This window comes from Streptomyces sp. NBC_00016, from assembly GCF_045040885.1.
Classification (GTDB): domain Bacteria; phylum Actinomycetota; class Actinomycetes; order Streptomycetales; family Streptomycetaceae; genus Streptomyces; species Streptomyces coriariae.
Map to the genome: position 1 here is coordinate 8,332,385 of NZ_CP108304.1, position 24,280 is coordinate 8,356,664.

Annotated in this window: 21 protein-coding genes; 5 read left to right on the forward strand and 16 right to left on the reverse strand. The window is 71.6% G+C overall.

The window, feature by feature from the left end; all coding sequences use genetic code 11:
• Positions 1 to 107: 107 nt before the first annotated feature.
• A complete protein-coding gene (locus tag OG933_RS37015) occupies positions 108 to 596 on the reverse strand; it encodes a DUF899 family protein (protein WP_405631248.1) in 489 nt (162 codons plus the stop codon).
• A 313-nt stretch (positions 597 to 909) separates the two neighbouring features.
• Here OG933_RS37015 and OG933_RS37020 point away from each other — a divergent pair, with 313 nt between their 5' ends.
• A complete protein-coding gene (locus tag OG933_RS37020; RefSeq protein ID WP_405631249.1) occupies positions 910 to 2,043 on the forward strand; it encodes an FAD-dependent oxidoreductase in 1,134 nt (377 codons plus the stop codon).
• Between the two features lie 46 nt (positions 2,044 to 2,089).
• Here OG933_RS37020 and OG933_RS37025 read toward each other — a convergent pair whose 3' ends face one another.
• Positions 2,090 to 3,301 carry an ABC transporter permease subunit gene (locus tag OG933_RS37025; RefSeq protein WP_362529016.1) on the reverse strand — a complete coding sequence of 404 codons (1,212 nt, stop codon included), beginning with the start codon at positions 3,299 to 3,301 and terminating at the stop codon, positions 2,090 to 2,092.
• Between the two features lie 199 nt (positions 3,302 to 3,500).
• On the reverse strand, positions 3,501 to 4,589 hold the full coding sequence (locus OG933_RS37030; RefSeq protein WP_362529013.1) for a substrate-binding domain-containing protein: 1,089 nt from the start codon (positions 4,587 to 4,589) through the stop codon (positions 3,501 to 3,503).
• A 119-nt stretch (positions 4,590 to 4,708) separates the two neighbouring features.
• Here OG933_RS37030 and OG933_RS37035 point away from each other — a divergent pair, with 119 nt between their 5' ends.
• Both OG933_RS37035 and OG933_RS37040 read left to right on the forward strand, forming a co-directional pair.
• Entirely contained in the window at positions 4,709 to 7,069 is a 2,361-nt protein-coding gene (locus OG933_RS37035; protein WP_405631252.1) for a SpoIIE family protein phosphatase, read from the forward strand.
• Positions 7,066 to 8,160 (forward strand): substrate-binding domain-containing protein, encoded by a 1,095-nt coding sequence (locus tag OG933_RS37040; RefSeq protein ID WP_362529007.1) that lies wholly within the window; start codon positions 7,066 to 7,068, stop codon positions 8,158 to 8,160. The genes OG933_RS37035 and OG933_RS37040 overlap by 4 nt, the downstream gene beginning before the upstream one ends.
• Before the next feature lie 15 nt (positions 8,161 to 8,175).
• Here OG933_RS37040 and OG933_RS37045 read toward each other — a convergent pair whose 3' ends face one another.
• Positions 8,176 to 8,466, reverse strand: coding sequence for a zinc-ribbon domain-containing protein (locus OG933_RS37045; protein WP_362529004.1), 291 nt, complete (start codon positions 8,464 to 8,466; stop codon positions 8,176 to 8,178).
• Between the two features lie 246 nt (positions 8,467 to 8,712).
• Here OG933_RS37045 and OG933_RS37050 point away from each other — a divergent pair, with 246 nt between their 5' ends.
• Positions 8,713 to 9,693 (forward strand): SMP-30/gluconolactonase/LRE family protein, encoded by a 981-nt coding sequence (locus OG933_RS37050; protein ID WP_405631255.1) that lies wholly within the window; start codon positions 8,713 to 8,715, stop codon positions 9,691 to 9,693.
• 60 nt (positions 9,694 to 9,753) lie between these two features.
• Here OG933_RS37050 and OG933_RS37055 read toward each other — a convergent pair whose 3' ends face one another.
• From OG933_RS37055 to OG933_RS37105, 11 genes are all read right to left on the reverse strand, one after another.
• Positions 9,754 to 10,752 (reverse strand): sugar phosphate isomerase/epimerase family protein, encoded by a 999-nt coding sequence (locus tag OG933_RS37055; RefSeq protein WP_405631257.1) that lies wholly within the window; start codon positions 10,750 to 10,752, stop codon positions 9,754 to 9,756.
• Between the two features lie 37 nt (positions 10,753 to 10,789).
• Complete coding sequence (locus tag OG933_RS37060; protein WP_362528995.1) at positions 10,790 to 11,986, reverse strand: Gfo/Idh/MocA family oxidoreductase; 1,197 nt, start codon at positions 11,984 to 11,986, stop codon at positions 10,790 to 10,792.
• Between the two features lie 32 nt (positions 11,987 to 12,018).
• Positions 12,019 to 13,521: a CoA-acylating methylmalonate-semialdehyde dehydrogenase gene (locus tag OG933_RS37065; RefSeq protein ID WP_405631259.1), complete on the reverse strand. Its 1,503-nt coding sequence runs from the start codon at positions 13,519 to 13,521 to the stop codon at positions 12,019 to 12,021.
• Positions 13,522 to 13,535: 14 nt separating this feature from the next.
• Complete coding sequence (gene iolD / locus OG933_RS37070; protein ID WP_405631261.1) at positions 13,536 to 15,413, reverse strand: 3D-(3,5/4)-trihydroxycyclohexane-1,2-dione acylhydrolase (decyclizing); 1,878 nt, start codon at positions 15,411 to 15,413, stop codon at positions 13,536 to 13,538.
• Positions 15,410 to 16,288: a 5-deoxy-glucuronate isomerase gene (gene iolB, locus OG933_RS37075; protein ID WP_405631263.1), complete on the reverse strand. Its 879-nt coding sequence runs from the start codon at positions 16,286 to 16,288 to the stop codon at positions 15,410 to 15,412. Before iolB ends, iolD begins: the two co-directional genes overlap by 4 nt.
• Positions 16,285 to 17,157 carry an aldolase gene (locus OG933_RS37080; protein WP_362528984.1) on the reverse strand — a complete coding sequence of 291 codons (873 nt, stop codon included), beginning with the start codon at positions 17,155 to 17,157 and terminating at the stop codon, positions 16,285 to 16,287. Before OG933_RS37080 ends, iolB begins: the two co-directional genes overlap by 4 nt.
• Before the next feature lie 4 nt (positions 17,158 to 17,161).
• Positions 17,162 to 18,115: a 5-dehydro-2-deoxygluconokinase gene (iolC, locus tag OG933_RS37085; protein WP_362529036.1), complete on the reverse strand. Its 954-nt coding sequence runs from the start codon at positions 18,113 to 18,115 to the stop codon at positions 17,162 to 17,164.
• A gap of 120 nt (positions 18,116 to 18,235) precedes the next feature.
• On the reverse strand, positions 18,236 to 19,093 hold the full coding sequence (locus OG933_RS37090; RefSeq protein ID WP_362528981.1) for a sugar phosphate isomerase/epimerase: 858 nt from the start codon (positions 19,091 to 19,093) through the stop codon (positions 18,236 to 18,238).
• 27 nt (positions 19,094 to 19,120) lie between these two features.
• Positions 19,121 to 19,972 carry an ATP-binding cassette domain-containing protein gene (locus tag OG933_RS37095; RefSeq protein WP_405631265.1) on the reverse strand — a complete coding sequence of 284 codons (852 nt, stop codon included), beginning with the start codon at positions 19,970 to 19,972 and terminating at the stop codon, positions 19,121 to 19,123.
• 8 nt (positions 19,973 to 19,980) lie between these two features.
• Positions 19,981 to 21,057: an ABC transporter permease gene (locus tag OG933_RS37100; RefSeq protein ID WP_405631267.1), complete on the reverse strand. Its 1,077-nt coding sequence runs from the start codon at positions 21,055 to 21,057 to the stop codon at positions 19,981 to 19,983.
• The gene (locus OG933_RS37105; protein ID WP_362528972.1) at positions 21,057 to 22,076 is read right to left on the reverse strand and encodes a sugar ABC transporter substrate-binding protein; all 1,020 of its coding nucleotides are present in this window, start codon (positions 22,074 to 22,076) and stop codon (positions 21,057 to 21,059) included. The genes OG933_RS37100 and OG933_RS37105 overlap by 1 nt, the downstream gene beginning before the upstream one ends.
• 328 nt (positions 22,077 to 22,404) lie before the next feature.
• Here OG933_RS37105 and OG933_RS37110 point away from each other — a divergent pair, with 328 nt between their 5' ends.
• Positions 22,405 to 23,373 carry a LacI family DNA-binding transcriptional regulator gene (locus tag OG933_RS37110; RefSeq protein WP_405631269.1) on the forward strand — a complete coding sequence of 323 codons (969 nt, stop codon included), beginning with the start codon at positions 22,405 to 22,407 and terminating at the stop codon, positions 23,371 to 23,373.
• A 40-nt stretch (positions 23,374 to 23,413) separates the two neighbouring features.
• Here OG933_RS37110 and OG933_RS37115 read toward each other — a convergent pair whose 3' ends face one another.
• Entirely contained in the window at positions 23,414 to 24,148 is a 735-nt protein-coding gene (locus tag OG933_RS37115; RefSeq protein WP_405631271.1) for a LuxR C-terminal-related transcriptional regulator, read from the reverse strand.
• Positions 24,149 to 24,280 lie beyond the last annotated feature (132 nt).

Genomic DNA, 24,280 nt, shown 5'->3' on the forward strand with positions numbered 1-24,280 from the left:
CGCCACAGTGCAGCTTCGGCCCGTGGCCGGGTCAAGCGGATTACGGCCGGGCCCACGCCCGGCCGTACGGCACGGCCCGGTCGTCGCCCGGGGTGAGTCGCGGCACGTCAGTGGTGGGGGCCGTGCCGGCCGAGGGTCTGCACGGGGGTCGCGCCGGGGCGGGTCCACTGCGGCACGGGACGGCTGGTCGGGCCCCAGGTGGCGTTCCCGTCCGCGTCCGTGCGCCAGGACCAGCAGGCGCTGCCCCCCTCGGGCCGGCCCTCGGGGTTGTCCTCCCACGCCTCGCCGCGGCCGTAGGGCGTCCTGTCGAGCAGGGCGAGGGACCCGTTGACCGGCTCATTGCATCGGCCCGGCTCGTCGCGGCCCTGGAACAGGTCCAGGAACGGGGCCGGGCCGTCGGGTCCGACGACCTCGACCGTCCCGTCGAACTCCACCATCGGCAGCCGGCGGCGGTCCGCGGCGAGGGCGTCGCCCGCACGGGTGTACGCCTTCTCGCGGACCAGCAGTTCGTCACGAGCGGTCTGCCAGGTGGCCAGGTCGACGACGGGCGGGCGGCCGGGCAGCGCGGTGGTCGGGTCGTGCGGCGTGGTCGTCATGGCGTCCTCCGTGGTGTCTCGTGCCGGGCAGCGTCCTATGCCGTCCCGCGACGGTCACGAGAAGAGGCCCGCGCCCCGCCCGGAACTCATCGCAACCGGCGGCGCCCGTGGGAGCGGGCCCGCACCGACCGGGCCGGGCGACCCGGGAGATCGGGCGGCGGGGCCGCGTGTCGGTCCGATGCCGGGGCTGTCGGTCGGATGTCGGGGCTGTCGGTCCGATGTCGGCGGCCTGACGGCCCGGTCCGGAACCTTTCGAGGTGATCCCGCCGGGCGCCCGTCCGGCAGGCGTACGTACGACACGCAAGGAATCACCATGACCACTCATGTCACGATCATCGGCGCCGGCCTCGGCGGACTCGTCCTGGCCCGCGTCCTGCACGTCCACGGCATAACGTCCACGGTCCACGAGGCGGAGGCCTCACCGGCGGCCCGCGCCCAGGGCGGGATGCTCGACATCCACGACCACAACGGCCAGCCGGCTCTTCGGGCGGCCGGCCTGATGGACGAGTTCCGCGGCCTGGTCCTGGAGGGCCGCCAGGCGCTGCGGCTCCTCGACCGGGACGGGGCCGTCCTGTTCGACGAGCCCGACGACGGCACCGGCGGGCGCCCCGAGGTGCAGCGCGGCGAGCTGCGGCGGATGCTGCTCGACTCGCTCCCGGCCGGCACCGTCCGGTGGGGCCACAAGGTCAGCGCCACCCGTGCCCTCGGCGACGGCCGCCACGAGGTGACCTTCGCCGACGGCACCACCGTCACCACGAGCCTGCTCGTCGGCGCGGACGGCGCGTGGTCACGGGTGCGGCCGCTGCTCTCCGCCGCCGTACCCGAGTACACCGGCATGTCGTACGTCGAGACCTATCTGTTCGACGGCGACACCCGGCACCCGGCCGCCGCGAAGGCGGTCGGCGGCGGCTCGCTGCTCGCGCTCGCCCCGGGCAGGGCGATCCAGGCTCACCGGGAGAAGGGCGACACCCTGCACGCCTACGTGGCCCTCACCCGGCCGCGGGACTGGTTCGACGCCGTCGATTTCTCCGATGCCGCCGGGGCCCGCGCGCGGATCGCGCGGGAGTTCGACGGCTGGGCGCCGGAGCTCACCGCGCTGATCACCGAGGCAGACACCGCCCCCGTCCTGCGCCCCCTCTACGCGCTGCCGACCGGGCACCGGTGGGAGCGGGTGCCGGGGGTGACCCTGCTCGGCGACGCCGCCCACCTCTCGGTCCCGAACGGCGAAGGCGCCAACCTGGCCATGTACGACGGCGCCGAACTCGGCAAGGCCCTCGCCGCGCACCCCGACGACGTCGAGGCCGCGCTCACCGCGTACGAGCGGGCCTTGTTCCCCCGCAGCACCGAGGCCGCGGCCGACGGCACCCGGCTCCACGAGCTCATGTTCGGCGACCACGCGCCCCACAGCCTGATCACCGCGTTCGCCGGGGACGAGCAGACGTCGTGACCTCCGTTCGTGGAACGGTCACCGGGGCCGTTCCACGAACGTCTCCTCACGCCCGTCTGCGGGTGGCCTGGGAATGCCGCGACAGCGAGTCGATGATCACCGCGGCGAAGAGCACCCCGCCCGTGATGACGAACTGCACGGCCGGGGGAGTGTCCGTGATCGCCATGCCGGAGGCGATCGACTGGATGACCAGCATGCCGAGCACCGCCGACCAGGTCGTACCGCGCCCGCCGAACAGGCTGGTGCCGCCGATGACGGCCGCCGCGATGGCGTTGACCAGCAGCACGCCCGACCCCGAGCTCTGGCTCACCGAGGTGATGCGCGAGGCGAGGAACAGGCCGCCGACGGCGGCCATCGTGCCCGAGGCCGCGAGCACCGCGGTCTGCACCCACGTCACGCTGAGGCTGGCGCGGCGGGCCGCCTCGACGCTGCCGCCGAGCGCGTAGACCTGCCGTCCGTAGTGGGTGCGGCGGAGCACCACGTCGAGACCGGCCACCACCACGAGGAAGATCAGCAGGGCGAGCGGCAGCCCCTGGAACCGGTTGAGCAGGTACGCGACGCCGAAGGCGACCACGGCGACCGCTGCGGTGCGCAGCGCGATGGCGTGCACCGACCGGTGCGGCATACCGATGGCCTTGCGGCGCCGCCGGTCGCGGTCGGAGACGAGGAAGACCGCACCCGCGGCGACCGCCGCCAGGCCGTAGGCCACGGCGTCGTCGGTGAAGTAGTAGCTGGTCAGCTTGGCGACCAGCCCGTTCTCGTCGAGGTTGACGGTGCCGTTGTCCCCGAGGACGGAGAGCATCAGGCCGTTCCAGGTGAGCAGCCCGGCGAGAGTGATCACGAAGGCCGGCACCCGGGTTCTGGCGATGGAGTAGCCCTGGACGGTCCCCGCCACGGTGCCCGCCAGCACCGCGACGATGAGCGCGAGCCACTCCGGCACCCCGTTGTTCACGTTCAGTACGGCGAAGACGGCCGCCGCGAGCCCGCTGATCGAGCCGACGGACAGATCGAGTTCACCGAGCAGCAGCACGAAGACGATGCCGACCGCGATCATCCCGGTGCCCACGATGTCCACGCTGAGATTGGACAGGTTGCGGGGCGAGAGGAAGTTCTCGTTGAGGGACTGGAAGGTGATCCAGACGACGGCGAGGACGAGGACGACGGGCAGCGAGCCCAGCTCACCGGCGCTCAGCCTGCGCCGGACGACCGCCGGGCCGCTCCGCACGGCACGGGCGACGGCCCGCACGCGGGTCACCACCTCGCCTCCCGTACGGCCGCCGGTGGGGGCGTGCCCGGTGCGGCGCCGGCGACGGCCCCGGGCGTGTCGCCCCCGATCACGGCGGCGGAACGCCCGGAGCGAATCTCCGGCACGGAAACCATCTCCTTCCCGAGGGCGTCGGCTCCGGCGGCGTCAGGTCGACGCGTGTCCTGCCGACACGGTGTCCGTTCGATGCGGGTCAGGTCAGTCCGGCCCGGTCGCAGGCGGCCCGGAGCTGGGGCGTGCAGATCTGCCCGACGGTGTGCAGGCCGTCCTTCACCACCGTGTCCTCGATGTTGTCGACGGTCACCGACACCGGGGTGAGCAGCACGGCGGCGACCGCTTCCCCGCCGCTCGTCGGTACCTCGGCCGTGGCCACCTGCCCGAGGCTCTCCCCGCGGGCCGCGGCGACCGCCATGGCACCGCCGGCGGCGGCCTCGGGCGCGAACGGCTTGAAGACGGTCATGTACTGTTCGCCGCCGACGATGCGCCGCAGGGCCGAGAGTTCGGCGTCCTGCCCGGTGACCGGGGGCAGCGGGTCGACCTTGTTCGCCTTGAGGGCGGAGATGCTCCCGGCGGCGAGGCCGTCGTTGGCCGCGTAGACCCCGTCGATGGACTCGACACCGAGGGCCGCGATGGCCCCGGACATGTTCATGTGCGCGGCCTCTCTGCGCCACTGGAGGGTGTCGTAGGCCTTGCCGATCTTCACCTTTCCGTCGAGCACGGACAGGGCGCCGTCCTGGAACGACTTCGTGTTCGGGTCGCTGGGGTCGCCGTTCATCATGACGATCTCGGCGCCGGGCACCTTGTCGCCCATCGCCTTCAGCAGCGCCCGGCCCTGGAGCCGGCCGACCTCCTTGCCGTCGAAGGAGACGTAACCCGAGATGGGGCCCTCGGCGAGCCGGTCGTAGGAGATGACGGGGATGTCCGCCTTCTGGGCCTTGGTGACCGCCGGGCCGAGCGAGCGGGAGTCCACGGCCACGAGCACGATGGCGTCGACCCCCTTGGTGATCATCGAGTCCATCTGTTCCTGCTGGAGGGCCACATCGCCCTTGGCGTTGGCGTGTTCGACCGCGCAGTCGGGGCACAGTTCGTCGATCTTCTTCTCCAGCAGTGGCCTGTCCTGGGTCTCCCAGCGGGGCGTGGTGACGTCCGGCAGCAGTAGACCGATGCGCGGCCCGCCGCCCCGGCCCGGTTCGTCGGGGGTGTCCGCCCCACAGGCCGTCAGGACGACCGCGGTGGAGACCGCGGTCACCGCGGCTGCTGTGTCCCTGATGCAGGCCTTCATGGGTGATACCTGCCGTAGACGACAATAGGGTGGATAGCGGTGGATATGTTCGGTTGATCCTTATATGCGATTCTGGTGGGTGGGTGCCCCGATCTCAACCTGTCGGCACCTGCGGCAGGATGGGAGGTACGTTGCGGACATGCCTCGACCGGGCCCTGACCTTCGCCGGAGCGACACTGGCGGCGGTCTACGCGCCGGAGGTCGGCACGCGCGAGCTTCAGCTGGTGGACACGTCCGGAAGCGTCCCTTCCGGGCCGGCACCGCCGGAGCGCCTGCCGCTGTCCGGTGACTCGCCCGCGGCGCGTGCCTTCCGCACCCACCACCCCCTGTGGCTGACCGCCGAGACCCCGCTCGGTGCGCTGCCCCTCGGCATCCAGGGCAGCCGGCTGGGCTGCCTCCTCGTCCTGGGGGCCTCCCCGGACGGCTTCGAGGTCGAGCAGCGCCGCTTCCTGGAGCGGTACGCCGACGCCGTCGCAGCCCTCCTCCCGCCGGGCGCGGACCCGCCGATCCCGACACCGCTGCTGGGCCCCGCCCTGCGCAGCCTGCGCGTCGGCTCCTTCGTCCTCTCCCCGGACACCGGCCTGATCGAGGCCGACGACACCCTGCTCGAACTGGTCGGCATCACACCGGACGACTTCGACGGCAAGGTCGACACCCTGCTCGCGCACGCCCTCCCGGAGGACATGCACGCCCTGATGTCGGTCCTGGAGCCGACCACCGACGCCTTCGGCCGACGGGACCTGGAGTTCCGGGTCCGGGGCCCGACCGGCGAGATGCGCTGGCTGAGCCTGAGCTGCCGGGCGGAGCCGGGCGCGGGCGACGGGCCGCAACAGGTCCTGGGCGTGGTCACGGCGACCCCGGTGCTGCGCCGCGGCGGCGACGACGTCTCCAGGATCCAGTGGCTGACGGCCGCCCTCGACGACGCGGCGACGGTCCGCGACGTCGGCCGCGTGGTCGTCGCCGCCCTGCGCGAGCCGCTGGCCGCCGACCACGTGGCCCTCGCCGCGGTCCAGGACGACCGGGTCATGGTCACCGCCCTCGACCCGCCCCAGCCCGGCGCCTGGCCGGACGTGTGGCGCACCGAGTGGCGCACGGAATGGCCCGACGCACCGCTGCGCGCCCTGCCCACCCTCCAGGCGGCCCTGCGGGACGGCCGGATGGACCTCTGGCCCGCCGGCACCGCCCTCGAAGCCGGCCTGGTCGGCATCGGAGCCGGGGGACTGGCCGTGCTGCCGCTGCCCGCCAAGGGCCAGATCGCCGGGGTGTGCATGGTCGGCTGGGACCGGCCGCACGAGTTCGTCCCCGAGGAACGGTCCCTGCTCACCGCCACCGCGGCCCTGGTCGGCCAGGCCCTCAAGCGCGCCCACGCGCACGACGCCGAGCAGGAACTCGCGACGATGCTCCAGCGCAGCCTGCTGCCCCGGCGCCTGCCCGAACTGCCCGGCGGGACCGCCGTCGCCCGCTATCTGCCGGCCAGACGCGGGCTCCAGGTGGGCGGCGACTGGTACGACGTCATCGCCCTCTCCGAGGACCGGGTGGCCCTGGTCATCGGAGACGTCCAGGGACACAGCGCCGGCGCCGCGACGATCATGGGCCAGATGCGTACGGCCGTCCGCGCCTACGCCATCGAGGGCCACCCGCCCGACGTGGTCGTCTCGCACGCCAACCGGCTCCTCGTCGGCATGGAGACCGACCTGTTCGCCACCTGCTGCTACGCCGAACTGGACCTGGAGGAGGGCAACGCCCTCTTCGTCCGGGCCGGGCACCTCGCACCCATGCTGCGCCTTCCCGACGGCTCCACCGAGGAGGTCGAGGTGGCGGGCGGCCCCCCGCTCGGCATCCTGGCGGAGGCGGACTTCCCCATGACGGCCGTCGAACTGGCGCCCGGCACGGTCCTCGCCCTGGTCACCGACGGTCTGGTCGAGGCCGCCGACCTGCCCCTGGACGAGGGCATGCGCAGGACGCGCGTCGCGCTCGCCGCGGCCGACCCCGCCGACCCGGGGAAGATGGCCGACGAACTCCTCGGCGACGACGGCCGCCGGGAGGACGACGTGGCGCTGCTGCTGCTGCGCTACGACGGCATGAAGACCCGGCCGATCCGGGCCGGCTGGATGGTGTGGCGGCTGCCGGACGCCGTCATGCACGCCCGCCGCTTCACCGCACGCACCCTGCGCCGCTGGAAGGTCCAGGAGGCGGCCGACGCGGTGCTGCTGGTCGTCTCCGAACTCGTCACCAACGCCCTGGTGCACACCCAGGGGCCGGTCCGGCTCGACCTGGTGCTGCGCGGGGACCGGGTGCGCGTCTCCGTGAGCGACTCCTCGCCGCGCGCGCCCGCCAAACCGGTGATCGTCGACTGGGAGGCGACCGGCGGCCGGGGCCTGCTGCTGGTCGAGGCGATGTCGGACGCCTTCGGGTCGGTCCCGGTGGCCGGCGGCAAACAGGTGTGGAGCGAGATCGTCGTGCCGGAGGGAGTGCCGTGAGGACGCGCCGCAGGGCCGTCGTCGCGGTGCTCGCCGCGGCGCTCCTGACGATGCCCCTGGCCGCCTGCGGAGGGGACGAGAAGGCGGCCGGCGAAGGCTTCACCGTCGGCCTGCTGCTGCCGAGCCGCATGGTCCCGCGCTGGGAACACGCGGACCGACCGCTGATCGAGGCGCAGGTGAGGAAGCTCTGCCCCGGCTGCCGGACGGAATACGCCAACGCCGAGAACGACGTCACCCGACAGCGGCAGCAGATGATCTCCATGATCACCAAGGGGGCCCGGGTCCTGATCCTCGACGCCGCCGACACCCGGGCGCTGCGCTCCTCCATCCAGGAAGCGGACCGGGCGGGTGTCCCGGTGATCGCCTACGACCGCCTCGCCGAGGGCCCGATCACCGGCTACGTCGGCTTCGACGGCCTCATGGTCGGCAGACTCCAGGGCGAGGCGCTCCTGAAGGCTCTGGGACTGAAAGCGGGGCAGAGGGCCGGGAGCGACAACGTCGTCATGATGAACGGCGATCCGACCAGCCCGAACGCGGAGTCGTACCGGAAGGGCGCGCTGTCCGTCCTCACCGGCGAGGTGCGGATCGCCCGGTCCTACAACACCCCGGACTGGAGCACCCAGAACGCCCACACCAACATGAACGCCGCCATCGCGGCCCTCGGTCCGGACCGGATCGACGCAGTCCTCGCGGCCAACGACAACATCGCCGCGGGCGTCGTCGCCGCGCTCAAGAGCGCCGGCGTCACCGACCTCCCGCCCGTCACCGGCCAGGACGCCGACCTCGACGCGGTGCGGCGCGTCGTCAAGGGCGAGCAGTACATGACGGTCTACAAGCCGTTCGCGAAGGAGGCCGCCGCGGTCGCCGCCATGGCCGTCGCCGTCGGCCGGGGCGAGGACCCCCGGGACAGCGCCACCACGACCGTCGACAGCCCCACCACGAAGCGCATCCCGGCCGTCCTGCTCCAGCCGCGTCCGGTGACGGCCCGTGACATCGAGCGGACCCTGGTCAAGGGCGGCCTGTACACGACGGGGCAGATCTGCACCCGTGAGCTCCTGACCGCCTGCGCGAGGGCGGGACTCACCCGCTGAGCCGCCGGGAGGCCGTCAGTGCTGGTGCGGCTGCTGGTGCGGCTGCCCGTACGCCTGGCCGTCGACGCCGCCCGCGGCCTGCGCCGTCAACTGCTCCGCCTGCTCCTTGGTCAGCTTCTGCTCGGCACCGCAGAACGTGCACTGCGTCGAGTGACTCGTCGAGATCGGGAACAGCGGCACGAAGAACAGCGTGAACTTCGTGACCCGCTTGCGCAGCGTGTGCGCGGCGGGGTTGCCGCAACGGCCGCACACGAGCGTCAGTATCGCCAGCTGGTAGAGGTATCCCTTGGTGCCGAAGATGATCACGCTGTGCTTCCTTCTGGGTGAGTGTCCGTCCGGGCGGGTCGCCGTCGGGACGGCTGTCGGGACCGCTGTCCGCACCGCACAGTCTGCTGCATGGCCGGGTCACCCGGGTGAGCGGCAGGCGGGTCGATGCCCTGGGCCACGCGGGCGATCCCTCGGCCACGACTGCGGCGGCCGCCGCCGGCCCACCGCCATGGTCGTCTGGCCGCCGCACGGCGGCGTTCCCGGCTACCCCGCAAGGTAGGTCACATGCCCCGAGTCCCCCGTTCGGCGGGCGTCACCTCCGCCGCCCTAGCCCTCGGCCTGCTCGCCACGGCCCCCGCCGTCTCGGACGAGCCGGCGGTCTCCGCTCCGCGCGTCGTCGTCCACTTCGACCTCGCCAAGGGCCAGTCACCGGAGAACATCGCCCTCGAACCCGACGGCTCCGCCGACCTGACGTTCTCCACCGCCCGGCAGGTCGTCAACGTCACCCGGCAGGGCAGGACGCGGCTCCTCGCGACCCTGCCCGCCGTGACGAACCCGCAGACACCCGTCGTCGGCAGGGCCGTCGTCCTCGGCATCGTCCGCGCACAGGACGGCACCCTGTACGTCAACTACGCCACCGGCACCCGCGCGACCGGCATCTGGCGCATCCCCTCCGGCGGCGGCAAGCCCCGGCAGATCGCACAGCTGCCGCCGAACGGGTTCCCCAACGGCCTCGCCCTCGACGAGCGCCGGGGCGTGTTCTACGTCGCGGACTCGGTGCTGGGCACCGTCTGGCGCGTCCCGCGCTCGGGCGGCAAGCCCACGGCGTGGGCCGAGGGAGCGCTGTTCAAGCCCCTCAACGCACCGCCCGCAGCCCGCGTCGGAGTCAACGGCCTCAAGGTCCACCGCGACGCCGTGTGGGTGTCCAACACCAACGCGGGCACGCTGCTGCGCATCCCCGTGCGGGAGAGCGGCTGCGCCGGCGCGATCGAGACCCGGGCGACGGGCCTGCTCGCGATCGACGACTTCGCGTTCGTGGACCGGCACCGCGACACGGTTCTCGCCGCCCTGATCGGCGGCAGCGAGATCGCCCAGGTCCGCCCGGACGGTACCCACCGCATCGTCCTCACCCGAAAGGACGGGCTGTCCAACCCCACCTCGGTGGCGGTACGCGGCCGGACCGCCTACGTCCCCAGCGCGGCGTACTTCAAGCAGCCCGACCCGAACCTGCTGCTGGCCCGCGTCAACCAACGCGACCGCGGCTAGCAGCCGGGCGGCCCCGTACCCGGAAGGCGGGGTACGGGGCCGCGGGGGGGGGAGGGGGGATCAGACCGCGGACGCCGCGCTGTGCAGGTTCTTGGCCGCCAGGGCGAGTCCCTCGGTCTGTGAGTAGGCGGCGTCCTCGTGCTCGATGTTCACGGCCATGTCCGGGTCGATCTCGGCGAGGGCGCGCAGGAACCCGGTCCAGAAGGGGACGTCGTTGCCGAGACCCACGGCGACGAACTTCCAGGCCGGGTTCTCCGGCCACGCGTTGCACCAGAATCCGTACCCGGTGGGCACCTTGCCCTCCGCGTCGGCGGGCACACGCGTGAACGACGTGTCGAGCACACCGCGGATGTCGGCGCCCGGGCAGAGCGTGGCGTCCTTCGCGGCGGCGTGGAACACCAGCGGGCCCAGCCACTTGATGGAGGCGACGACGTCCATGCCCTGCCACATCAGGTGGGACGGGTCCATCTCCGCGCCGACGTTCGTCAGACCTCCCTCGTCCACCAGCCGCTTCAGGGTGACCGGGGAGAACACCAGGTTGTGCGGGTGCATCTCGATGGCGACCCGGACGTCGTTGGCCCGGGCGAGGGCGTCGATCTCCTGCCAGAACGGGACGGCGACGCCCCACTGGTAGTCCAGGACGTCCAGGTAGACGCCGTCCCACGGGTTGACGACCCAGGAGGGGTACTTGGCGTCGGGGTCGGAGCCCGGCGTGCCGGACATCGTCACGACGTGCCGCACCCCGAGCAGACCGGCGAGGCGGATGGTGCGGCGCAGGTCGTCGGCGTGCTTGGGCCCGACGCCGGGCAGCGGGTTGAGCGGGTTGCCGTTGCAGTTGAGGCCGGTCAGCTCCATGCCCCGGTCGGCGAAGGCCGCCAGGTACTCCTCGCGGGCGCGGGCCGAGGACAGGAGCAGGTCGACCGGGCAGTGCGGGGAGGGGATGAACCCGCCGGTGTTGACCTCCACCGAGGTCAGACCGTTCTCCTTGAGGATGTCGAGCGCCTCGTCGAGGGGCCGGTCGTGCAGACAGGCGGTGTAGGCGCCGAGCTTGAGAGCCATGGGTCTTCTTCCTCTTCCTTCTGTACGGTGCGGGAGGTCAGGCGAGGGGCGGAACGGTGACGGCGGCGCCACCGGTGCGGGAGGACTCGACGACGGCCTGGATGATCTCCATGGTCCGCAGCGCGTCGGCGAACGTGGCGCAGGCCGGCAGCGGCTCGGCGACACCCGCGACCTGGTCGAGGAAGGCCCGCGCCTGGTAGGTGAAGTTGTCGGCGTTGCTGGCGCCCACACCCGGCGCCTCCATCGGGACCCCGCCCGCGAAGTACGGCATCTGCGGGCCGGCGATGATCTGGCGGGCGCCACGGGTACGGGCGTCGGGCTGGGCGTCGTCGAAGAGGTACTCGGCGGGCCGGTGCTGGTCGAACGCGGCCCGGCCGCCGACCCCCAGGACGTCGAAGGCGAGCCCGTTGGGCAGGCCGAAACCGGTGCGCGTCACCGAGAACGTGCCGACCAGACCCGACTCGAACCGGGCGGTGAAGGACGCGGTGTCCTCGTTCTCGACCTCGCCGAACTCGTCGGAGACCGGGGCCGCGTGGTGCCCGACGACCGCGCCCAGCGGCAGCGGCCGCTTGGGGATCTGGGTCGACAGCGAGGCACCGGAGACCGTGGCGATGGGCCCGGCGACGTACTCGGCGGCGTCGATGACGTGCGAGCCGACGTCCCCGAGCGCCCCGGAACCGGGGTTCCCCTTGAACCGCCAGCTCAGCGGCCCGCTCGGGTCGGTCGCGTAGTCGCACCAGTAGCGGCCGCTGAACAGGGTGAGATCGCCCAGCTCGCCGCGCCGGACGTGCTCGCGGATCGCGGCGATGCCGGGGGAACGCCGGAAGGTGTACCCGACGGCGGTCACGACCTCGGCGCCCCGCTCCGACGCCGCCATCGCACGGGCGTCCTCGAGCGAGCCGGCCAGCGGCTTCTCGCACAGCACATGCTTGCCGGCGGCGATCAGCGCCTCGGCGATCGGCCGGTGCAGCGCATTGCCCACGACGATGCTCACCGCGTCGATCGTCGGGTCCTCGACGACCGCCTCCCAGCTCGGGAGCGCCTTCTCGAAGCCGTACCGCCGGGCGGCGTCCTCGCCCAGAGCGAGGTTGGCGTCGGCTATCGCGGCCAGCCGGACGGGCGGCAGACCGGCGCCGAAGACCGTGTTGACGTTGCGGTAGCCGGCGGCGTGACTGCGGCCGGCCATACCGGCTCCGATCACCGCGACGGAAAGGGGCTTGCCGGACGTGGTCATGGGGGTGCCTTTCACAGGGACACGCGGGGGTGTCAGTTGGAGGTGGGGAAGTCGAAACCGGCGGCCGTCCGCTGCTGGGCGGGCTGCGGCCAGCGGGTGGTGACGACCTTGGGCCGGGTGTAGAAGCGGACGCCGTCGGGACCGTGGACGGGGGAGTCGCCGATGAGCGAGTCCTTCCAGCCGCCGAAGGAGTAGTAGGACATCGGCACGGGCACCGGCACGTTGATGCCGATCATCCCGACCTTGACGCCTCGCCGGAACCGGCGAGCGGCCTCGCCCGAGGCGGTGAACAGGGCCGTTCCGTTGCCGTACGGGTTGGCGTTGATCAGCGCGATCGCCTCGTCGAGCGACTCGGCGCGGACGACGGCGAGAACCGGGCCGAACAGTTCCTCCCGGTAGGCGTCCATCTCGGCCGTCACATGGTCGAGGAGGGAGGGGCCGATGAAGAAGCCCGCCGCGCACTCGGGGTGATCGTCGACCTTCAGCCCGCGTCCGTCGACGACGACGGTGGCGCCCTGGGAGGCGGCGGCGCCCACGGCGTTCTCGACGCGTTCCCGGGCGGCCTCGGTGACCAGCGGGCCCATCTCCACGCCGGGGGCGTCACCGGGTCCGACCCGCACCTCGCGGGCCTTGCGCGCCAGCACCTCGACCAGGGCGTCGGCCGCCTCGCCGACCGCGACGGCCACCGACACGGCCATGCAGCGCTCGCCGGCCGAGCCGTACGCCCCGGCAGTGATGTGGTCGGCGGCGAACTCCAGGTCGGCGTCGGGCAGGACGACGGCGTGGTTCTTCGCGCCGCCGAGCGCCTGGACGCGCTTGCCGTGCGCGGTGGCCTGTTCGTGCACGTACTTGGCGATCGGGGTCGACCCGACGAAGGAGACGGCTTCGATACCCGGGTGGGTGAGGAGGGCGTCGACGGCGGGCTTGCCGCCGTGGACGACGTTGAACACGCCGTCCGGCAGCCCGGCCCTCCGGTACAGCTCGGCGACGAAGTTCGCGGCGGACGGGTCGCGCTCACTCGGCTTCAGGACGAAGGTGTTGCCGGTCGCGATGGCGATCGGGTGCATCCAGAGCGGCACCATGGCGGGGAAGTTGAACGGCGTGATGCCGGCCACGACACCGAGCGGCTGACGGAAGTCGTGCACGTCGACACCGCGCGACACCTGGTCCGAGAAGGACCCCTTCAGCACGTCGCCGAGGCCACAGGCGAACTCCACCACCTCCCGGCCGCGGGTGATCTCGCCGCGTGCGTCGTCGACGGTCTTGCCGTGCTCGGCGGAGATGATCCGGGCGAGCTCCTCCTCGTGCTCGACGAGGAGCTGCCGGAAGGCGAACATCACCTGGGTGCGTCGGGAGAGCGAGGACTCCGACCAGGACTCGAAGGCCGTCGCGGCGGCGGTCACGGCGGCGTCCACGTCGGCGGCGTCGCCCAGGACGACCCGGGCCCGCTCCTGACCGGTGGCCGGGTTGAACACCGGCGCGCTGTCCGCGCCCGGGACCGGTGAACCGTTGATCCAGTGGGGGATGGTAGTCACGTGAGGGTTCCTTCTCAGAGGTAGTGCCGCTGCGCGCGCTTGTGGGCGGCGTAGGTGTCGTGGGCGGCGCGGGTGGAGTCCAGGGCGGAGGTCTGGCTGACCGGGACGTCCCACCAGCCGTGTGCGGGCGGGTTGGGGCCGTGGAGGTCGGTCTCGACGTGGACGACGGTGGTGCGGCCGGACGCCTTGGCCTTCTCCATCGCGACCCGGAACTCGTCGACGGTGGTGGCGTGCAGGACGTCCGCGCCGAGCGAGGAGGCGTTGGCGGCGAGGTCGACGGGCAGGACAGCGCCGTCGAGCCGGCCCGAATCGCCGTCCCGGAAGCGGTACTTGGTGCCGAAGCGCTGCGAGCCGAGCGACTCCGACAGGGCGCCGATGGAGGCGAAGCCATGGTTCTGGACAAGGACGACGATGACCTTCAGACCCTCGGAGACCATGGTCACGATCTCCTGGGCCATCATCAGATACGAGCCGTCGCCGACCAGGACGACCACCTCGCGCGACGGGTCGGCCATCTTCGCCCCGACGCCTGCGGCGACCTCGTAACCCATGCAGGAGTACGCGTACTCCACGTGATAGGCCTTGGGATCGCGGGCCCGCCACAGCTGCTGGAGGTCACCGGGCATGGAGCCGGCCGCGTTGATGACGACGGCGCGGTCGTCCAGGACGTCGTTCAGCGCGCCGAGGATCTCCGTCTGGGCGGGCAGCGGGCCATGGCCGACGTCGAAGCACTCCTCCTCCATCGCTCTCGTGCGGGAGATGAGCCGACGTGTGTGCGCCCGATACGCCGGGTCGACCTCCCAGTCCGTCAGCGCCCCGGCAAGAGCCTGGACGCCCAGGCGGGCATCGGCGACCAGCGGCTCGGCCGAGTGCTTGACGGCGTCCAGGCGGGCCACGTTGAGGTTGACGAACGTGACGTCCGGGTTGCCGAAGACCGTGTGGCTGGCGGTGGTGAAGTCGGAGTAGCGGGTGCCGATGCCGAGGACGACATCGGCCTCCTTCGCGACCTGGTTCGCCGCGTACGATCCCGTCGAACCGATGCCGCCGACCGCGCAGGGGTGGTCCCACGGCACCGCGCCCTTGCCCGCGTGGGTGTCCGCGACCGGGATGCCGGTGCCCTCGGCGAAGGCACGCAGCGCGGTCTCGGCACCGGAGTACACCGCACCGCCGCCCGCCACGATCAGCGGCCTCTTCGCACCGCGCAGCAGCCGTGCGGCCCGTTCCACCGCGGCGGGCTCGGGCACCGGGCGGCCGATGTGCCACACCCGGCGCCGGAAGAACGCGACCGGCCAGTCGAAGCCTTCCGCCTGCACGTCCTGCGGCAGCGCCAGGGTCACGGCACCCGTCTCGACCGGGTCGGTCAGCACCCGCATGGCGGCCAGCGCAGCCGGGATCAGCTGCTCGGGCCGGGAGACGCGGTCGAAGTACTTCGACACGGCGCGAAAGGCGTCGTTGACGGTGACGTCCCCGCCCCTGGTGTCCTCCAGCTGCTGGAGCACCGGGTCGGCGGCCCGGGTGGCGAACATGTCGGACGGCAGCAGCAGCACCGGGATCCGGTTGGTGGTGGCCAGCGCCGCACCCGTGATCATGTTGGTGGAGCCGGGCCCGGTGGACGCCGTGCAGGCGAAGGTCGCCAGCCGGTCGCGCATCTTGGCGTACGCCACCGACGCGTGCACCATGCCCTGCTCGTTGCGGGCCAGGTAGTAGGGGAGATCGGCCTCGCCGGTGGTGGCGGCCTGGAGGAGCGCCTGCCCGATCCCGGCCACGTTGCCGTGCCCGAAGATCCCCCACATCCCGGGGACGAGCCGCTGCTCCCGGCCGTCGCGCTCGCTGTACTGGTTCGCCAGGAAGCGCACGAGGGCCTGGGCGGTGGTGAGTCGGACGGTGTTCATTGCTCGGTGGGTCCTTCGAAGGGAAGCCGGTCGTCGATGTCCTGTGCGGCCCAGGTGGCGCGCACCCACCCGTGGGCGGGGTCGTCGCAGATCAGCCAGGCGCGGTCCTGGCCGGGGCCGGCCATGACGTTGAGGTAGTAGAGGTCGTAGCCGGGCGCGGCGATCGAGGGTCCGTGCCAGCCGTGCGGGATCAGTACCGTGTCGCCGGAGCGCACTTCGGCGAGCACGTCGATCGGCCGCTCCGCGGTGCCGTAGACCCGCTGGTAGCCGAAGCCGCCCTCGCCCGAGACCTCGAAGTAGTAGATCTCCTCCAGCTCCGACTCTTCTCCGGGCCGCGCCTCGTCGTGCTTGTGCGGCGGATACGAGGACCAGTTGCCGCCCGGCGTGAGGACCTCGCACACCAGCAGCTGCTCGGCCTCGAACGTGCCGGGCAGGCAGTAGTTGTTGACCTGCCGTGAGCACGCGCCCGCGCCGCGCAGCTCGACCGGCACGTCCTCCTTGCGCCCGTACCGGGCGGGCGGACCGCCCCGCCCGGTACGGGCTGAGGGCAGCGCGAACCGGCCTCCCCGCGCGCTGCTGATCAGGGCCTCCGACGCGCGCGGGAGGTACGCGAAGTCGGTGACCGAGGCGAACACCCCTGTCCTGCCTTCGAGTTCGAAGGCCCTGCCGTCCGTGGTGACGGTGCAGGAGCCCGTCAGCGGCAGGACCAGGAACTCGGAGTCCTGCGTGGACAGGGAGTGCGCCTCACCCGGTCCCAGGTTCAGGATCCTGAGGCCGGAGCATCCCCAGCCCGCCGACTCGGGCGTGACCAGGAGGTCGTAGGGTCCGTGGGCCGAAGTCCCCTTCGGCAGGTGGTACTTGCCCGTGTCGCTCACAGCAGGCTCACCGCCTTGTCCACCGCGCCGGCGACGTCGTCGTTCGACGGGTAGAGCAGCGAGCGGCCGACGACCAGGCCCTGCGCGGTCGGCTGCTTGAGGGCCCTGCCCCAGGAGGCGAAGGCCGCGTCGGCGTCCTTGACCTCGCCGCCCAGCAGCAGTGCCGGCAGCGTGGAGGAGGCCAGGACGCGTTCCATGTCCTCGACGACCGGCAGCTTGAGCCAGGTGTAGGCGGTGCGCCGGCCCAGGCCCGAGGCGATGGTGACCGACGTGACGACGGCGTCGGTGGAGAGGTCGTTGCGGACCCGGCCGTCCTGCCAGGCGGAGAGGAACGGCTCCACCATGGCGATGAGCTGACGGTCGTTCAGTTCGTTGACGGCGCGTGCCGTCTCGGACAGGGCGGACGGTGTCGCCGGGTCGTCCAGGGCGATACGGGTGAGCATCTTGCCGCCGTCGAAGCCCATCGCGGCGATGGTCTCGGCGTCGTAGCCGGTGAAACGGTCGTCGATCTCGAAGACCGAACCCGCGATCCCCGCCCGGTTCATCGACCCGAAGACGCTCTTGCCGTCCAGAACACCGAGAAGCAGCAGGTCCTCGAGGATGTCCGCGGTGGCCAGCACACCCGTCACACCGGGCCGCTCCAGGGCGGTGCACAGGCGGTCCAGCAGCTCGAAGCGGTCGGCCATGGCGTGGGGGTCGCCGCCTACGCCATTGGCGCCACGCGCCGGATGGTCCGCCGCGACGATCATGGCTCTGCCGTGCTCGCCCAGCGGCGAGGTGGCCTTCACCCGGCGCGCGGCGGCGGCCGCGACGGCGCCGGGGTCGCCCACCCGGGCGGCCACGATCCGGCTCACATTGTCGGACAGCACGTCGTCACGCCTTTCGTTCGGTGGAAGGGGAGGCGAGCAACGCCTCGCGCAGCTTGGTCTCGACCTCGGCCTCGGTCGGCATCGCCTCGGAACAGGCCAGTCGGCCCGCGACGATCGCGCCGGCGGCATTGGCGAAGGCGACCGTGCGCCGGGTGTCCCAGCCGGACAGCAGCCCGTGGCACAGCGCCCCGCCGAACGCGTCACCGGCCCCGAGGCCGTTGACGACCTCCACCGGCACCGGAGGGATCTCGACGGCCGAACCGTCCCGGTCCATGGCCAGGACACCCTTGGGGCCCTGCTTCACCACCGCCAGCTCGACCCCGGCCGCCAGCAGCGCCTTCGCGGCCGCGTACGGCTCCCGCTCGCCGGTCGCCACCTCGCACTCGTCGAGGTTGCCGACGGCCACCGTCGTATGCCGCAGCGCCTGCGCGTAGTGGCCTCGCGCCCGGTCGGGGTCGGCCCAGAACATCGGCCGCCAGTCCAGGTCGAATACCGTGGTGCCCGTCCGGGCCCGGTGCGCGAGCGCGGCGAGCGTGGCCGAACGGCTCGGCTCCTCGCTCAGCCCGGTTCCGGTGACCCAGAGGATCCGTGCGTCCCGCACCGCGTCCAGGTCCAGCTCGCCCGGCTCGATGTCCAGGTCGGGAGCCTTGGGCAGGCGGTAGAAGTAGAGCGGGAAGTCGTCCGGTGGGAAGATCTCGCAGAACGTCACCGGCGTCGGCGCGATGTCCGAGGTGCCGACGTAGCGTGAGTCGACGCCGTAGCCGGCCAGGGCCGTGCGCACGAACGCGCCGAACGGGTCCCGCCCGGTCTTGGTGATCACCGCCGACGAGCGCCCGTAGCGGGCGGCGGCGACGGCGACATTGGTCGGGCTGCCACCGAGGTACTTGCCGAACGAAGTGACCTCCGCAAGTCCGACGCCCGTCTGGAGCGGGTAGACGTCCACCCCCACGCGACCCATGGTCAGCACTTCCAACGGCGTCACGCCGGTTTCCTTTCGACGAGGTGGGAACACAGGACTTAAAGCGCTTTAAAAACTGCCGGGGCGAGGCCCTTGTCCGTAAGTCGGTACAGGGGGTGGTTACTGCCCGGCTGAGAGGTACTCGGCGATCTTCTGACGCATGAACACCGAGGACTCCTTGGCCCGCTCCTCCCAGGCGAAGACGCAGGCGGTGAGGGTTCCGTCGAAGCCGTTCGCCCGCAGCGCGCGGAAGAGCTCGTCGAAGTCGACCTCGCCCTCGCCGATGTCGAGGTGCTGGTGGATACGGGCCGTCGTGCCCGGCGGGTTGAGGATGTACCGGTTTCCGGAGGACGCGGTGTGGTCGAAGGCGTCGGCCAGGTGTACATGCGTCAGCAGGTCGCCGGCGTACTCGATGATCCCCGGGGCGTCGTTGCCGATGTGGAAGGTGTGCGGAGCGCAGTACAGGAAGCCGACGCTGGGGTGGTTGATCCCGCGGATCAGGTTGACGGCGTCGTGGCCGTTCTCGATGAAGTCGTCCGGATGCGGTTCCAGCGTGAGGCGGATGCCCTCCCGCTCGAACACCGGCAGCAGCTCGTCCAGCGACTTCCAGAACTGCGCCTCGCTGCGTTCGGAGTCCTCGGGCCGGCCGTTGAACTCCGAGATCATGCTGTCCACGCCGAGGTCCGCGGCGATCTGGATCGAGCGCTTCCAGTACCGTACGGCCGCCTGCCGGGCGTCCTCGTCCGGGCCGGACCAGCGGAACAGCGGCAGCAGCGAGGTGATGCCGACGCCCGCCGTGTCCAGCGCCTTGCGGAACCTGCGCACGCCGGCGTCGTCCACGCGGGGGTGCCGGAAGAACGGGATGAAGTCCTCCCGGGGTGACAGCTCGATCCACTCGTAGCCCAACTCGGCCACCACGGCGGGGAGTTCGAGCAGCGGTACGTTCCGGATCATGTAGGGGTCGAGGGCGATCTTCACGACGGGTTGCCTTCCGGGTGGGTCGGGTCAGGAGGAGACGGCTGCGGCGTCGGGGAGCTTCTCGACGTCGACGCCGCGCACTTGGGCCAGTTCGTGTTTGAGTGCGGCGAGTTCGGTGCCGCCGGCCATGTGGTTGGTGAGTTCTTCGAGGCTGACCTGGTCGCGGGAGGCGGAGAGTTCCATGGTGCCCAGGCGCAGGACGCTGAAGTGGTCGCCGACCATGTAGGCGTGGTGGGGGTTGTGGGTGATGAAGATGACGCCGAGGCCGCGGTCGCGGGCGGCGGCGATGTACTTCAGGACCACGCCGGACTGTTTGACGCCGAGGGCGGCGGTGGGCTCGTCGAGGATGAGGACGCGGGCGCCGAAGTGGACGGCGCGGGCGATGGCGACGCACTGGCGCTGGCCGCCGGAGAGGGTGCCGATGGGCTGTTCGAGGTCGTCGAGGACGATGCCCATGTGGCGCAGTTCGTCGTCGGCGGTCTGCTTCATCTTCTCGATGTCGAGACGGCGCACGGGCCAGGGGCCCTTGGTGAGTTCGGAGCCCAGGAAGAAGTTGCGCCACACCGGCATCAGCGGCACGGTGGCCAGGTCCTGGTAGACGGTGGCGATGCCCTTGTCGAGGGCCTCGCGCGGGGTGGAGAAACGCACGGGGTGGCCGTCGACGAGGAACTCGCCCTCGGTGTGCTGGTGCAGCCCCGAGACGATCTTGATCAGCGTCGACTTGCCGGCGCCGTTGTCGCCGAGGACACAGGTCACCTGGCCGGGCCGGACGGCGAGATCGACCCCGTGCAGGGCACGGATGTTGCCGTAGGACTTGCCGGTGGCCTTCAGCTCGACGACAGGGGTGCCCTCTGCCGTGATGTCGTTGGTCGTAGTCATAAGGGTGGTCACCTCCGGGTGGCCGTGCGCTGGACCCACAGATTGATGAGGACGGCGCCGAGGAGCATGACGCCGAGGAAGGCCTTGAACCAGTCGGGGTTCCAGCCCGCGTAGACGATGCCCTGCTGCACCATCCCGAACATGAACGCCCCGAAGACCGGGCCGATCGCCGAGCCGGCGCCGCCGGTCAGCAGACAGCCGCCGATGACGGCCGCGGAGATGTAGATCAGCTCCTGGCCGACGCCCTCGCCGGACTGCACGGTGTTGAAGGTGAACAGCTGGTGCATCCCGACGAACCAGGCACCGAAACCGACCAGCATGAACAGCGAGATCTTCGTGAACGTCACGGGCACGCCGACCGCCCGCGCGCTCTCCTTGTTACCGCCCACCGCGAAGACCCAGTTGCCGTACTTCGTCCGCAGCAGAACCCAGGTGGCGATGGCCGCGAAGACCAGCCACCACACCACGGTGATCTTGACCTGGACGCCGCCGACGTCGAAGGACGAGGCGAAGACCTTCTTCGCCTGACCGAAGCCGTCCATGTCACTGATGTCGTCGGTGGCCACGTTGGTGGTGACCAGCTTGGTCACCGCGAGATTGACACCCTGGAGGATCAGGAACGTGCCCAGCGTGATCAGGAAGCTCGGCAGCCCGGTCCTGATCACCAACCAGCCGTTGAGGAAGCCGACCCCCAGCGACACCGCCAGGGCGATGACCACACCGACCCAGACATTCGTCGTGAGTTGGTAGCTGAGCATGGACGCGGTGAGCGCCGAGGTGATGACGGCGACACCGGCCGACAGGTCGAACTCGCCGCCGATCATCAGCAGCGCCACCGGCAGCGCCATGATCCCGATCGTCGACGACTGGTACAGGATGTTGGCCATCGAACTGCCGTCACGCACCGGCGGCGCCGCGATCAGGAAGAACACGTACACCGCGACCGCGCCGAGGAACACCCCCACCTCGGGGCGGGCCAACAACCGCAGGGCCAGCGGGCGTTGCGCGGTCCGGCCGTCGGTCTGCTTCGGGCCGGAGGCCGGCGGTGTGGTCACCGCCGGCGCAGCCTGCTGCGTCACACTCATCACCTGGTGCCCTTCGCGGCGAACTTGGCGACGGCCTCGACGTTGGACTTCTCGACGAAGGCCGGGCCGGTCAGCACGGGCTGCTCGCCGCCGCCGCTGAAGTTGCCGTTGGTCTTGTAGAGCCACAGCGAGTCGACCGCCAAGTAGCCCTGGAGGTAGGGCTGCTGGTCGACGGCGAACTCGATCGTGCCCTTCTCGATGGCGGAGACCAGGTCCTTGTTGAGGTCGAAGGTGGCGACCTTGGCCTTGCTGCCCGACTCGGACACCGACTGCACCGCCGTCAGCGCGACGGGGGCGCCGAGGGTGACCACCTCGTCGATGGAGCTGTCCTGCTTGAGCTTGGCGGTGATCGTCGACTTCACGGACGGCATGTCCGTGCCGTTGACGTAGAGGATGTCGGTCTTGCCGCCGAAGGTCTTCTTCACGCCGGCGCAGCGTTCTTCGAGGTTGACGTCTCCCTGTGCCTGGATCACGCAGAGGGCGTGCTTGGCACCGGTGCCGTCGATCTTGGTGCCGAGTGCCTGGCCGGAGACGGACTCGTCCTGCCCGAAGAAGGACAGCAGGCCCTGCTCCTTCCAGACGCCCAGGCCGGCGTTGAGGCCGACGACCGGGATGCCGGCCTGCTCGGCCTTGGCGACCACGTCCTTGAGCGCGTCCGGCTTGGCGAGGGTGACCGCGATGCCGTCGACCTTCTGGTCGATCGCGTTCTGCACCAGGTTGGCCTGGTCGCCGGCCGTCTCGTCGTTGGAGTAGATGAGCTTGACGTTGTCCTTGGCGGCGGCGGCCTCGGCACCCTTGCGGATGGTGTCCCAGAACGTGTCGCCGGAGGGTGCGTGGGTGACCATCGCGATGGTCATGCGAGGGGTGTCGGCCTTGCCCGCGGAGACGTTGCCCGCCTCCTCTTCGGCCTTCTTGCCGCCGGAGCCGCTGGAGCAGCCCGCGAGGGTCAGTGCGGCCGCCGCGGCCACGGCCACGAGGGAGACGGTTCTGCGGGAACGGGGAAGGGACGTGCGATTCATACTGCGTGCACCTCACTGTGCAGGGGATTCGGCGGCTACGGGGAGGGTCCCTGCGCTCGCGGTTCGCGGGTGGGTCGCGGTTCGCTCGCGGGTTCGTTCGCGGTGGGGGTCGCGGCCGAGTCGAGGGCGGGCGCCTTGTGGGTGCCGGATCGACCTGGTCGGAACATCAGGACAATTTAAAGCGCTTTAAGTCCTGGTAATATCAGCCTTGTTTTGTGAGTGTGTCAAGGGTGTTGCACGGGGAGTTTTCGGCGGGGAGGCGCAGGTGGACGAGGGTGATTCCGCAGGTCGGGGGAGTGGCGCGCACAAGCGCCCCAGGCTGGAGGACGTGGCCGCGCGGGTGGGTGTGTCCACCGCCTCGGTCTCCCTGGTGCTGCGCGGAGTGCCCGGTCCGAGCGAGCGGACCCGGGAGCGGGTCCTGCGGGCGGCCGCCGATCTCGGCTACCAGGTGGACCGCACGGCCAGCATGCTGGCCAGCAGGCGCACCCGGCTGCTCGGCGTCATGGTCGACATCCACAGTCCGTTCCACGCCGAACTCGTCGAGCATCTGCACACGGCCGCCGAGGACGTCGGTTACGACCTCGTCCTGAGCACCCTCACCCGCACCCGCGACGAGCACACCGCCGTGGAGACACTGCTGGCCTTCCGCAGCGAGGCGCTGATCCTGCTGGGCCCGACCGCCCCCGCCGACACCCTCGCCGCCCTCGACCGCAAGTCACCCGTCATCGCGGTGGGCCGCCGGATCGCCGACGCGGGGCTGGACGTCGTACGCACCGCGGACGACGAGGGTGTGGGCCAGATCGTCGACCATCTGGTCGATCTCGGACACCGCGAGATCGTCTACGTCGACGGCGGCAGGGGTGTCATCGCCACCGACCGGCGGCGCGGCTACCGCACGGCCATGCGCCGCCGCGGGCTCGAGGCCGGCATCCGGGTGCTGCACGGCGACAACACGGAGGAGGGCGGCGAACACGCGGCCCGTCGGCTCATCGAGGCCGACGACCTGCCCACGGCTGTCGTGGCCTTCAACGACCAGTGCGCCATCGGGGTCCTCGCCGCCCTCGCCCGGGCGGGCGTGGCCGTCCCGGGGCGGGTCTCGGTGGTCGGCTACGACGACGACACGCTCGCCCGGCTGAGCTGCTTCAACCTGACGACCGTCAGCCAGGGCGCCCGGGAGCAGGCCCGGCACGCGGTGACCGCCGCCGTCGAGCGCCTCGACCAGGGCCGCACCGAGGCACGCGAGGTCGTCCTCACCCCCCGTCTCGTCCGCCGTGGCACCACGGCCGCGCCGGCCTGACGGGGGCGCGGCGCGGGGCTCCGCGGGAGCGGGGTCGTCGTCAGGCCGCCGGGCGTACCAGGCCGTACTCGTAGGCGAAGGCGACCGCCTGGACCCGGGCGCGGGCGCCGATCTTGGCGAGGATGTGGCTGACGTGGGACTTCACGGTGGTCGGGGCGATGGACAGCCGTGCGGCGATCTCCGCGTTGGACCAGCCGGAGGCGACGGCGACGAGGACATCGCGTTCGCGCCCGGTGAAGGCGTCGGGTCCGACAGCCCGCTCGCCGGGGCGCGGGGCGGGCTCATGGCGGACGGTGTCGATGAGCGCGCGGGTCAGCTCGGGGGTGATGACGGCGTCTCCGGCTGCCACGACGCGGACGGCCGCGGTGAGTTCGTGGGGTGTGGCGTCCTCCAGGAGGAATCCGCCGGCGCCCGCGCGCAGCGCGGCGTAGGCGTACCCCTCGTCACCGGTGGAGGTCAGCACCAGGATCCGCGGCGGCTGCCCGACCGGCCCGGCGGGGCCAGGGGCCGCGGTGAGGCCGGGGACCGCGGTGAGGCCGGGGACCGCGGTGAGGCGTGGCGGGTGGGCGATGCGGCGGATGGTCTCGATGCCGTCCGTCCCGGGATGCAGGCCGCCGAGCAGGACGACGTCGGGACGGAGCGCGGCGCTCATCCGGACCGCTTCGGCCCCGCTCGCCGTGTCGCCCACGACGGTCAGGTCGGGCTCGGCGGTCAGCAGCATGCGCAGGCCGACGCGTTGAAGGGACTGGTCGTTGGCGATGAGTACGGAGGCCATGGCTGTGTTCTCCATGCGAGTGGGGGCGTACGCCTCTCATGAACGAAACTGTTTCGTTCACTTGATGGTCAGACTAGCCCTCGAAGTCATCGAAACGGCGGCGTTTCCATGTGGTGTGGGTCACAGTCGGTG